Below are 11,279 nucleotides of genomic sequence, written 5' to 3'. Positions count from 1 at the left end.
TTCTCACGTGAGGCAACGAAGGGGCTTACGCGGGCATTTTGGATGAGTCAACGCGACGGGTTCCCTCTTCGCGGAAGTTATGTCAGAATGGTCCCCGTGAATCTCTGCACGAGTGCTCAGGAGTGTTGTCGAGGCTGAACGCTGCCTTGACCAATTCACACTTCTGGGAGTCTCTCTCGTGCTCGCAACGTATTCTTCTGCATCTGTACCCACCCGTCTTCGCCCGGCTGACCTGCTGCGCATCACCGATCAGGGTGCATCCGAGGTACTCGACGGCCGCCACGACGTCCTGCTCCCGCAGAGCTGGCCCACCGACGAGCGCTGGTCGACCCGGCTCTACTCGGACGACGACGTCGACGTCTGGCTGATCAGCTGGGTTCCCGACCGGAACACCGAATTGCACGACCACGCAGGCTCTTTCGGCGCGCTCACGGTTCTCAGCGGCACGCTGTCCGAGTTCCGTTGGGCGGGTGACCGACTGCGTCACCGCACTCTCGACGCCGGCGATCAGGCTTCGTTCCCGCTCGGCTGGGTCCACGACGTCGTGCGGGCGCCGGACGCACCCGGGGCGGAGGTGGTGACGCCGACGCTGAGCGTGCACGCCTACTCACCGCCACTATCGGCCATGTCCTATTACGAGGTCACCGACCACGGCACTCTGCGCCGTACCCGGACCGAGCTCACCGATCTCCCCGAGGGTGGTTCGAAGTGAACATCGACCAGATGCTCGAAGAGGCCCGCACCCAGATCGACCGCATGTACGCATTCGAGCTGCCCGAGGCCGTGGCGCGTGGCGCGATCGTCGTGGACATCCGCCCGCAGGCGCAGCGGGCGATCGAGGGAACGCTGCCCGGCGCACTCGCCATCGAACGCAACGTCCTCGAGTGGCGTTGCGATCCCACCAGCTCGGCGCACCTGGCGCTCGCGGTGGACCACGACGTCGAGTGGATCATCGTCTGCTCCGAGGGCTACACGTCGAGCCTCGCCGCGGCGGCGCTGCAGCAGCTGGGTCTGCACAAGGCGACCGATCTCGTCGGCGGGTACAAGGCGATCAAGGCTGCGGGTTTGCTGGGCTCGCTCATCGCCACGCAGCACTGCGTGCGGGAGCTGGCCACCGTCTCGGCTCACTGACCTCTGAATAGGGGCACGCGCGGGCGTCGATTAGGCTGGTGACCCGTGAGTGAAGTAGCAGCCCAGCCAGTCGACGATACCCCCGAGCAGCTTCGCATCCGCCAGGAGAAGCGTGAGCGCATCCTCGCGGAGGGACGTGAGGCGTACCCGGTGTCGGTGGCGCGCACCCACTCGCTGGCGGAGATCCGGGCCAAGTACCCGGAACTCGAGCCCGACACGGCCACCGGTGACCAGGTCGGTGTCGTCGGCCGGGTGATCTTCGTGCGCAACACGGGCAAGTTGTGCTTCGCGACGCTGCAGGAAGGCGACGGCACCCAGCTGCAGGCGATGATCAGTCTCGCCGCTGTCGGCGAGGATGCTCTCGCGTTGTGGAAGGCCGATGTCGACCTCGGTGACTTCGTGTTCGTGCACGGCGAGGTGATCAGTTCCCGCCGTGGTGAGCTGAGTGTGATGGCCGATTCGTGGCAGATCGCGTCCAAGTCGCTCCGGCCCCTGCCCGTTGCGCACAAGGAGATGAACGAGGAGTCGCGGGTCCGGCAGCGCTACGCCGATCTGATCGTGCGCTCCGAGGCACGGGAGAACGCGCGTAAGCGGGTGGCTGTCGTCCGTGAGCTCCGGAACGCGCTCGAGCGTCGCGGGTTCCTCGAGGTCGAGACGCCGATGCTGCAGACGGTGGCGGGTGGCGCCGCGGCCCGCCCGTTCATCACTCATTCCAATGCCCTCGATATCGACCTCTATCTCCGTATCGCGCCCGAACTGTTCCTGAAGCGGTGCGTCGTCGGCGGTATCGAGAAGGTCTTCGAGATCAACCGGAATTTCCGCAACGAGGGTGTCGATTCGACGCACTCGCCGGAATTCGCGATGCTCGAGACATATGAGGCGTACGGCACGTACGACGATTCCGCCGTGATGATCCGCGAACTCGTCCAGGAAGTGGCGCAGGCCGCTTTCGGTTCGCAGGTCGTCACTCTCGCCGACGGCACCGAATACGACCTCAGTGGTGAATGGAAGACCCTCGAGATGTACCCGTCGCTGTCGCAGGCGATCGGTGTCGAGGTCACTCCGGATACCACCGTCGAGGAATTACTGGCGCTCGCCGAGAAGGTGGGCCTGGAGGTCCCCAAGGACAAGGGTTACGGGCACGGGAAGCTCGTCGAGGAACTGTGGGAGCACCAGTGCGGCGACCAGTTGTTCGAGCCGACGTTCGTCCGTGATTTCCCGGTCGAGACGTCACCGCTGACTCGTGACCACCGCAGCAAGGCCGGGGTGACCGAGAAGTGGGACCTCTACATCCGCGGCTTCGAGTTGGCTACGGGCTATTCGGAATTGGTCGATCCGGTCATCCAGCGTGAGCGGTTCGTCGATCAGGCGCGTCTCGCGTCGGCCGGTGACGACGAGGCGATGGCTCTCGACGAAGAATTCCTCGCCGCAATGGAGCAGGGAATGCCGCCGACCACCGGTACCGGAATGGGAATCGACCGTCTGCTGATGGCTTTGACGGGATTGGGAATCCGCGAAACAATCCTCTTTCCCATTGTTCGGCCTTCTTCTCGCTGATTCACCAGGGTGAATTCGCGCGGATAAATTCGATCCATTCCTCGTATTCCGAATCGGAAGAACAGGGGTATGGTTACCTCCGGGTCGTAGCTCACGTTGACGATGAGACGTCGCTTCATTCGAGAGGAATTTCATCCCATGGCTAAGAAGGTCACTGTCACCCTGATCGACGATGTCGATCAAGAGGCGTCTGCCGACGAGACGGTCGAGTTCGGACTCGACGGTGTTCAGTACGAGATCGACCTTTCCTCGGAGAATGCGGCGAAATTGCGCGAGCAGCTCGACGTGTGGGTTTCCCACGCGCGCAAGGTGAGCTCGCGCAAGCGCGGCAAGGCCGTGGCGGCTCCGGCCGCCACCAAGTCCCGAGTTTCGGTCGATCGGGAACAGAGCGCCGCTATCCGGGAATGGGCGCGCAAGAACAACAAAAAGGTTTCTGCGCGCGGACGTATCTCCGCGGAAATTATCGACGCCTACAACAAGGCGAACTGAAAGTTAGCTGGGGACAGAATTCGCTGATTCGCTCCGCGACGTGACCTGGACTGTTACCGTCCCGCACTGATCCGTTAATCGGGAAGTTCGGGGGGGTAGCTGTGCGGCGCTGCGTGACCGTTTCAGGGATTCTGTTCCTGGCGTTCGTGATGTGGTCCGGGGTGGCGTCCGCAGCGCCGACCTATCCGGTGCCGGATTCCTTCCTCGCCGGAGTGCCCCTCGAATTGGGAAATCCGGGCGGTTCGGCCCCGGGTTCGAACGACTGGTCCTGCGTGCCGAGTGACGCGCATCCCGAACCGGTGGTCCTCGTCCACGGCACGGGAGGCGCACGCCAGACCAACTGGGCGGTGTACGCACCGCTCCTCGCCAACGAGGGCTACTGCGTGTATTCCCTCACCTACGGTAACTTCCCCGAACTGCCGTGGCCGCTCGATGCTATCGGCGGGATGACTCCCATCGACACCGGCACCGCTCAGATCGCCACGTTCGTCGATCAGGTGCTGTCGAGCACGGGGGCCTCGAAAGTCGATCTCGTCGGACATTCCCAGGGCACCCTGCAGGCGAACAACTACGTGAAGTTCTTCGGCGGCGCAGACAAGGTCTCGAAGATCGTGTCACTGGCACCGCCGTGGCATGGCACGTACGGCACCGATCAGATCAGCGTCGGGCGGTCCATGCGGGCGCTCGGTATCGACGACGAGGTGGCGGCAGGTTTCCCCGTCTGTGGGGCCTGTCCCGAGATGTTCCAGGGGTCCGCGTTCATCGACCGCATGCGGGCGGACGGGGTCTACGTTCCCGGCATCGAGTACACGAACATCGCCACCCGCTACGACGAACTGGTCGTCCCGTACACGAGCGGCATCGAGCCGGGCCCGAACACCACGAACATCGTCGTCCAGGACGGTTGCGAGCAGGACTACTCCGACCACGTCGCCGTCGCCGGTTCGGCACGGGCTGCCGGATTCGTGCTCAACGCGCTCGATCCCGCCCACCCGCGAGACGTGCCGTGCCGTTTCGTCGCCCCCGTCGCGGGGTAGCCCTTTCTCGCCTCGTCGCCGGTTACCGGGGGGAGTCCTGAGCAACCCGCTGGGTATCGCCGCCGACGCCGGCGGAAAGGTATGGGTGGCGAACTCACAGCTCATCGACATACCCTGTCCGGACACGCAGGTCTCGCTTCCTTCGGGGAACGGGTCGCGAACTACGCGGGCAAGAGGTTGTCGCATTTCTGCGACACCGCGGTCACGACGTGCCCGCAGGGTCCCGTCCAGGAACGTCTGGATGGTGAACAACTGGAAAGAAGTGTCCATTCGAGCCAGTCCCGGTGGCTACGAAATGGTGGTCCACATCGGCATCGCGGAACCTGTTCGCTCCAGGCGTACAGCGAAGGGGAAACGATTGCCGGAGCTGGGGCGTTAAATACGGGTAAGCAGGCCTGCTCTTCCACCTAAAGGGGTGGAGGGGCAGCAGGTCGATCGGCAGCCAACTAGAGTAATAGCTGGGGTCGTGGAACCTTCGTCGGTTCGGGGCTTCTGCCCTCCGAGCAGGCGCTGGCGATCTGCTTGTAGTGCCGGAGCGAAACGCGGCGAACAGGGACGAGACACCCGGTCTCGTGACTGCACGTCGGAAAGTGTGAGGGAGAGCGATGTTCGAGAGGTTCACCGATCGCGCACGGCGCGTTGTTGTCCTGGCTCAAGAAGAAGCCAGGATGCTCAACCACAACTACATCGGTACGGAGCACATCCTGCTCGGCCTCATTCATGAGGGCGAAGGTGTCGCTGCCAAGTCGCTGGAGTCGTTGGGCATCTCCCTCGAAGGAGTGCGCAGCCAGGTCGAGGAGATCATCGGCCAGGGCCAGCAGGCCCCGTCCGGCCACATCCCCTTCACCCCGCGTGCCAAAAAAGTCCTGGAGCTCAGCCTGCGCGAGGCACTGCAGCTCGGACACAACTACATCGGCACGGAGCACATCCTGCTCGGCCTCATCCGCGAGGGTGAAGGCGTCGCAGCGCAGGTGCTGGTCAAGCTCGGTGCCGACCTCAACCGGGTGCGTCAGCAGGTCATCCAGCTGCTCTCCGGCTACCAGGGCAAGGAGCCGGCCGAGGCCGGCGGCACTCGCGGCGAGGCGGGCACTCCGTCCACGTCGCTGGTGCTCGACCAGTTCGGTCGCAACCTCACCCAGGCCGCCCTCGAAGGCAAGCTCGACCCCGTCATCGGCCGCTCGAAGGAAATCGAGCGCGTCATGCAGGTGCTGTCGCGCCGTACCAAGAACAACCCGGTGCTGATCGGCGAGCCCGGTGTCGGTAAGACCGCCGTCGTCGAGGGTCTCGCTCAGGCCATCGTCAACGGCGAGGTCCCCGAGACGCTCAAGGACAAGCAGCTGTACACGCTCGACCTCGGGTCGCTCGTGGCAGGCAGCCGCTACCGCGGTGACTTCGAAGAGCGCCTGAAGAAGGTCCTCAAGGAGATCAACACCCGCGGCGACATCATCCTGTTCATCGACGAGCTGCACACCCTCGTGGGTGCAGGCGCGGCCGAGGGCGCCATCGACGCGGCCTCGATCCTCAAGCCGAAGCTCGCCCGCGGTGAGCTGCAGACCATCGGTGCCACCACCCTCGACGAGTACCGCAAGTACATCGAGAAGGACGCCGCACTCGAGCGCCGCTTCCAGCCGGTGCAGGTCGGCGAGCCGACGGTGGAACACACCATCGAGATCCTCAAGGGTCTTCGCGACCGTTACGAGGCGCACCACCGCGTGTCCATCACGGACGGTGCACTCGTCGCCGCGGCCACCCTGGCCGATCGCTACATCAACGACCGCTTCCTGCCGGACAAGGCCATCGACCTCATCGACGAGGCCGGAGCCCGGATGCGCATCCGCCGGATGACCGCACCGCCGGACCTCCGGGAGTTCGACGACAAGATCGCCGACGCCCGCCGCGAGAAGGAGTCCGCGATCGACGCGCAGGACTTCGAGAAGGCCGCGAACCTGCGCGACAAGGAGAAGACCCTCGTCGCTCAGCGTGCGGAGCGGGAGAAGCAGTGGCGTTCCGGTGACCTGGACGTCATCGCCGAGGTCGACGACGAGCAGATCGCCGAGGTCCTGGGTAACTGGACCGGCATCCCCGTGTTCAAGCTCACCGAGGAGGAGACCACGCGTCTGCTCCGCATGGAGGAGGAGCTGCACAAGCGGATCATCGGTCAGGAAGACGCGGTCAAGGCTGTCGCCAAGGCCATCCGTCGTACCCGTGCCGGCCTGAAGGACCCGAAGCGTCCGTCCGGTTCGTTCATCTTCGCCGGCCCGTCCGGTGTCGGTAAGACCGAGCTGGCCAAGTCGCTCGCCAACTTCCTGTTCGGTGAGGACGACGCTCTCATCCAGATCGACATGGGTGAGTTCCACGACCGCTTCACCGCGTCGCGGCTGTTCGGTGCCCCTCCCGGCTACGTCGGCTACGAAGAGGGCGGCCAGCTCACCGAGAAGGTGCGCCGCAAGCCGTTCAGCGTGGTGCTGTTCGACGAGATCGAGAAGGCACACCAGGAGATCTACAACACCCTCCTGCAGGTGCTGGAAGACGGCCGTCTCACCGACGGTCAGGGCCGGACCGTGGACTTCAAGAACACGGTGCTCATCTTCACCTCGAACCTCGGTACCTCGGACATCTCCAAGGCTGTGGGTCTCGGCTTCACGTCCGGTAAGGGCGACGAGTCGAACTACGAGCGGATGAAGCTCAAGGTGCACGACGAGCTGAAGAAGCACTTCCGTCCCGAGTTCCTCAACCGCATCGACGACATCGTCGTGTTCCACCAGCTCACCACCGAGCAGATCGTTCAGATGGTGGACCTGATGGTGGCACGCGTCGAGGTGGCCTTGAAGAACAAGGACATGACGATGGAGGTCACCGACAAGGCCAAGTCGCTGCTGGCCAAGCGTGGCTTCGATCCGGTCCTGGGTGCGCGGCCGCTGCGTCGCACCATCCAGCGCGAGATCGAGGACCAGCTGTCGGAGAAGATCCTCTTCGGCGAGGTCGGCCCCGGTCAGATCGTGTACGTCGACGTCGAGAACTGGGACGGCGAAGGCGCGGGCGAGGACGCGAAGTTCACGTTCCGTGGCGAGACGAAGCCGGTCACGGTGCCCGACGAGGTTCCGGTCGACCTGGCGAAGTCCGGCGCAGCCGACTCGGAGTAGACAGGCAGTAACCGAACGACAACGGGCCGCCGGTGGTTTTCCACCGGCGGCCCGTTCGTGTGTGCGGGTCAGATGCTTTTGCGTCCCGACCAGTTGGCGAGGCGCTCGGTGGGTCCGGCGGTGGGGTGCGGTTCGACTACGTCCGCGAACGGCACGTGGCCGCCGCGCGTCTCCGCCGGGATCGCGTGCCGTGCGACGGCGAGCATGGCCTCGGCGATTTCCGGGCGGGTTTCGGAGGGTTGGCCGGTGGCGACGGCCAGGTCCCACCCGTGCACGAGGGTCTCGTTGATGTAGCCCCAGATCGCGGCGCGGCCGGGGACGGTGCCCCACGGCGCGGTCACCGTCGCGTCGAGCCGGCTGTCGTCGGTCCAGACGGGCCACATGCGGTCCGCGGCGGAGCGGTAGGCGTGTGCGTAGCCATCGTCGGGGGTGTCGGTGACGACGAGCGGAACGGTGCCCGGGTCGCCGCCCTCACCGATCACGCGGGCACGCTCCACGGTGGCGACGAGGTGGCCGAGCAGGGTGCGGACGTCGAAGTCGGCGCAAGGAGTGGATGCCGTCAGCTGGTCGTCGCGGACCTTCTCGATGAGGGCGGTGGTCCAGGAGAGGGCTTCGCGGTACAGGGGCCGGGGGTCGGTCGTGTTGTGTGTCATGAGGCAACTATCGCCGTGAAACATGACATCTCCTGTCATGTATTTCTGCCAGACTTTCCGCATGCGCGCCGACCGCCTGCTCTCGCTCGTCCTCCTGCTTCGTAACCGCGGGCGTATGTCGGCGTCGGCGCTGGCCCGCGAACTCGAGGTGTCCCCGCGCACCGTGCTGCGGGACATCGACGCACTGTCGACGGCGGGGATACCGGTGTATGCCGAACGCGGTCGTGACGGCGGCTTCGAGTTGCTGCCGGGCTTCACCACCGACCTCACGGGCCTGACCGTCGACGAGGCCAAGGCTCTGCTGGCGGCAGGGTCGGCGATGACGTCGGAATCGCTGGGCATGGCGCCGGCGTTCGCGTCGGCGATGCGCAAGGTGGTGGCGGCGATGCCGGACGCGCACCGGGCGGCGGCGACCAAGGTGGCGGAGCGGGTGTTCGTCACCCAGGGATCGTGGCTGACCGATCCGGAACCGGTGGACGATCATCTCGGGCTGATCCAGCAGGCGGTGTTCGTGGGCCGGCGGCTGAGCATCCTGTACCCGTCGCGGGGCAACGATGCGGTGTGGCGCGTCATCGACCCACAGGGGCTCATCCATGCGGCGGGACGGTGGTATCTGGTGGCGACGGACGCCGGCCGCGATCGGACGTACCGGCTCGAGCGCATCGAGGACGTCCGCGAACTCGACGAGCCGGCGCAGCGATCGGCCGACATCGACCTCGCCGCGATCTGGGAGCGTCGCCGTTCTGAGTTCCGGGCGCGCGGGACGCCGGTGGTCGCCGACGTTCTCGTGCGCCGTGAGCGACGCGACGACCTGGTGGAGCGTGCCTACGCCGTCCGCTCCGAGCAGTCGGTCGACGACGACCGGGTGCGCCTGGAAGTGGTGTTCGGCGACGACTCCCACGCACGCGGGGTTCTGTGGGCGTTCGGTGAGGACGCGGAAGTGCTGGCACCGGACGCTCTGCGGGCGGCCCTGCGTTCCCGCGCGCTGCGGATGGCCGCCCGGTACGAGTAGGTTCGACACGTAAACCGAAGAACCACGAGAGGATGTGGCATGCCGACACGTACCGCACGGACCGCTTGGAACGGATCGCTCGAACAGGGAAGCGGCCAGGTGGAACTCACCAGTTCCGGTGTCGCGACCTTCGACGTCTCGTTCCCGAAGCGGGCGGCCGAAGAGGCTGGTGGAACCACCAGCCCGGAGGAGCTGATCGCCGCGGCGCATTCCTCCTGCTATGCGATGCAGCTGTCCGCGCTCATCGCGGAGGCAGGCGGCACCCCGCAGAGCCTCGAGGTGAAGGCGGATGTCTCACTCGGACCGGACAACCCGGGGTTCAAGCTCACCGGCATCAAGCTGACGGTCCGCGGCGAGGTGGACGGTCTCGACGCCGACGGGTTCGCGAAGGCAGCTCAGGCCGCCAAGGAGTCGTGCCCCGTGAGCAAGGCGCTCACCGGAGTCGAGATCACGCTGGACGCGGCACTCGAGTCCTGAGTGCAGCCGGCTACTGACGGTTGAACCGTGCCCGCACTTCCTCCATCTTCGCCTGGAGTTCGTCCGGGCTGATGACGCCCTTGTCCATCAACGCGTGAGCGGTGGCGACGACGGACCGGGAGCGGACGGGGAAGTCGCGGTAGATGGTTTCGCCCAGTTGGTCCTCGGTGTGGCGCCTGTCGAGATTGTCCCAGGCGCCACGCCAGGACAGGCATTCCGCGGTGGCCTGCATGCTCGATTCCCACGGGTCGGGTTTGCGGTCGAGGTCCGGTAGCGTGACGTCGTCGCGGGTCGTCTCCGGCGTCAGCGTGTTCAGGATGACGTCGTAGGCCTTGTCCGTCATCATCGCGCAGTTCCTCCGTTGTCCGAGGGTGGTGTGGTGGCGGTCCAATCGACCTGCGGTACGGCGACACCGATCATCGTGTCGCGGGTGACGATCGACGCCAGTTGTTCCTCACTCCACCCCTCGGTGCCCTCCGGGCGCATCGGCATCACCATGAATCGTGATTTCTGGTTCGAATCATGCACGCGCACTTCGACATCCGACGGGAAGTGCAAGCCGAATTCGGCAATCACCTCGCGGGGCCAGCGCACCAACCGGCGGCGATAGTTGGGGGTGCGGTACCAGTCCGGAGACATACCGAGAACGGGCCGCGGATAGCACGAACACAATGTGCAGACGATGACGTTGTGGACTTTCGGGGTGTTCTCCAGCACGTAGAAGTACGTGTAGTCGCTCGGCGTGCCCGATCCGGTCGGATCGCGCCAGTCGATCCCCACTTCCTTGCAGGTTTCGGTGCCGTCGGCCAGCAGTCGCTTCTTGAACTCCGGGTCGACCCACGCCTTCGCGACCAATTTCGAACCACCCGACGGCCCTACCGATTCGGCCCATTCGGAGAAGCGGCGGTGATCCTCGCGGGAGAACAGGCCGTGCTCGATGGACAGTTCCCGAATGGCGGTCTCCAGGATCTCGAACTCGCTGACCTCCTCCGAGGCCTGGATCGGGGCGTGATCGTCGTGCGAATGCGTCATGTGTCCGCCTCTCCTGCCGGCTCGAGCCAGCGCTCGGAGCACTCGGTTTCCAACGTGTCGATCTCGAATCCGGTGTAGCGGGGCCACAGGTCGGTCTGCCGGAAGCGGACGACGTAGAACGGCTCGGTCCGGCCGTCTTCCACGCGTCCCCACGCCTCGTCCTCGGGAATCACCCACTCCGGGCGGTGTTCGACGACCACGCCGGTGTGCCCGCGGATGAATGCCTGGGTTCGGGTGTGGAACATCGACGTCGCGTCCTTGACGGTGACCCGGTCGCCGATCTCGAACTTCGTCATGACTGGCCTCCAGTCGCGTTCCCGCCACCCGAACGGGCCCGGACTTCGTCGATTTTGGCGGACAGTTCGTCGGGCGTGATCAGGCCCTTGTTGATGAGCGTCTTGGCGGCCACCGTGATCCACCGCGCGTAGTACGGCAACCCGAAGTAGAGCGTGGCGCCCAGGTCGTTCTCGGCGCGGCGGCGCTCCTCGGAGTTCCACACACCGCGCCACCCGAGGCATTCGCACGTGACGTATGTGCTCATCTCCCAGTCTTCTTCGACCTTCTCCTCGTACTTGACGGGAAGGGCGTTCTGGCCGCCGACGTCGTGGAGAACGTGCCGCAACGCGTCGAACGCGGAATTGGACAGGTAATACGGCGAATCCATCTCGACGTGATGGACCGGGCCGTACTCCGCGACCCTGTTCGCCTGTGCTTCGAAATCTGCTGGAGAGTTCATCGCGTGCTCCGT

The 11,279-nt window shown here is 65.3% G+C and carries 13 protein-coding genes; 8 read left to right on the top strand and 5 right to left on the bottom strand.

Annotated elements, in window-relative coordinates; translation table 11 throughout:
- Positions 1 to 178: 178 nt before the first annotated feature.
- From QM841_RS31310 to QM841_RS31285, 6 genes are all read left to right on the top strand, one after another.
- Entirely contained in the window at positions 179 to 712 is a 534-nt protein-coding gene (locus tag QM841_RS31310; protein ID WP_283334963.1) for a cysteine dioxygenase, read from the top strand.
- Positions 709 to 1,131: a rhodanese-like domain-containing protein gene (locus QM841_RS31305; RefSeq protein WP_005244960.1), complete on the top strand. Its 423-nt coding sequence runs from the start codon at positions 709 to 711 to the stop codon at positions 1,129 to 1,131. The genes QM841_RS31310 and QM841_RS31305 overlap by 4 nt, the downstream gene beginning before the upstream one ends.
- Positions 1,132 to 1,176: 45 nt before the next feature.
- Positions 1,177 to 2,688 (top strand): lysine--tRNA ligase, encoded by a 1,512-nt coding sequence (gene lysS / locus QM841_RS31300; protein WP_283334962.1) that lies wholly within the window; start codon positions 1,177 to 1,179, stop codon positions 2,686 to 2,688.
- A gap of 138 nt (positions 2,689 to 2,826) precedes the next feature.
- Positions 2,827 to 3,177, top strand: coding sequence for a histone-like nucleoid-structuring protein Lsr2 (locus QM841_RS31295; protein ID WP_005244957.1), 351 nt, complete (start codon positions 2,827 to 2,829; stop codon positions 3,175 to 3,177).
- A 101-nt stretch (positions 3,178 to 3,278) separates the two neighbouring features.
- The gene (locus QM841_RS31290) at positions 3,279 to 4,214 is read left to right on the top strand and encodes an esterase/lipase family protein (protein ID WP_271209511.1); all 936 of its coding nucleotides are present in this window, start codon (positions 3,279 to 3,281) and stop codon (positions 4,212 to 4,214) included.
- Positions 4,215 to 4,819: 605 nt separating this feature from the next.
- A complete protein-coding gene (locus QM841_RS31285) occupies positions 4,820 to 7,357 on the top strand; it encodes an ATP-dependent Clp protease ATP-binding subunit (RefSeq protein ID WP_005244954.1) in 2,538 nt (845 codons plus the stop codon).
- A 68-nt stretch (positions 7,358 to 7,425) separates the two neighbouring features.
- On the opposite strand, the gene QM841_RS31280 is transcribed toward QM841_RS31285, so the two are convergent.
- Positions 7,426 to 8,034, bottom strand: a complete 609-nt coding sequence (locus QM841_RS31280; protein WP_420228793.1) for a TIGR03086 family metal-binding protein — start codon at positions 8,032 to 8,034, stop codon at positions 7,426 to 7,428.
- Between the two features lie 37 nt (positions 8,035 to 8,071).
- Between QM841_RS31280 and QM841_RS31275 the strand changes: the two genes are divergently transcribed.
- Positions 8,072 to 9,022: a helix-turn-helix transcriptional regulator gene (locus QM841_RS31275; RefSeq protein ID WP_280779116.1), complete on the top strand. Its 951-nt coding sequence runs from the start codon at positions 8,072 to 8,074 to the stop codon at positions 9,020 to 9,022.
- Between the two features lie 39 nt (positions 9,023 to 9,061).
- On the top strand, positions 9,062 to 9,499 hold the full coding sequence (locus QM841_RS31270) for an OsmC family protein (RefSeq protein WP_005244949.1): 438 nt from the start codon (positions 9,062 to 9,064) through the stop codon (positions 9,497 to 9,499).
- Between the two features lie 10 nt (positions 9,500 to 9,509).
- Here the strand turns inward: QM841_RS31270 and QM841_RS31265 are convergent, their stop codons facing one another.
- Genes QM841_RS31265 through QM841_RS31250 form a run of 4 tightly spaced genes read right to left on the bottom strand, consistent with a single transcriptional unit; the run spans position 9,510 to position 11,267 of the window.
- Positions 9,510 to 9,845 (bottom strand): SH3-like domain-containing protein, encoded by a 336-nt coding sequence (locus QM841_RS31265; protein WP_009477493.1) that lies wholly within the window; start codon positions 9,843 to 9,845, stop codon positions 9,510 to 9,512.
- Positions 9,842 to 10,531 (bottom strand): thiocyanate hydrolase subunit gamma, encoded by a 690-nt coding sequence (gene scnC / locus QM841_RS31260; RefSeq protein WP_005244945.1) that lies wholly within the window; start codon positions 10,529 to 10,531, stop codon positions 9,842 to 9,844. Before scnC ends, QM841_RS31265 begins: the two co-directional genes overlap by 4 nt.
- Positions 10,528 to 10,827: an SH3-like domain-containing protein gene (locus tag QM841_RS31255; protein ID WP_009477495.1), complete on the bottom strand. Its 300-nt coding sequence runs from the start codon at positions 10,825 to 10,827 to the stop codon at positions 10,528 to 10,530. Before QM841_RS31255 ends, scnC begins: the two co-directional genes overlap by 4 nt.
- Positions 10,824 to 11,267, bottom strand: a complete 444-nt coding sequence (locus QM841_RS31250; RefSeq protein WP_105419464.1) for an SH3-like domain-containing protein — start codon at positions 11,265 to 11,267, stop codon at positions 10,824 to 10,826. The genes QM841_RS31255 and QM841_RS31250 overlap by 4 nt, the downstream gene beginning before the upstream one ends.
- Positions 11,268 to 11,279: the final 12 nt, after the last annotated feature.

The sequence above is a fragment of the Rhodococcus sp. IEGM 1307 genome (assembly GCF_030056915.1).
GTDB lineage: Bacteria > Actinomycetota > Actinomycetes > Mycobacteriales > Mycobacteriaceae > Rhodococcus_F > Rhodococcus_F opacus_D.
This window is presented reverse-complemented; position numbering and strand designations above follow the sequence as displayed.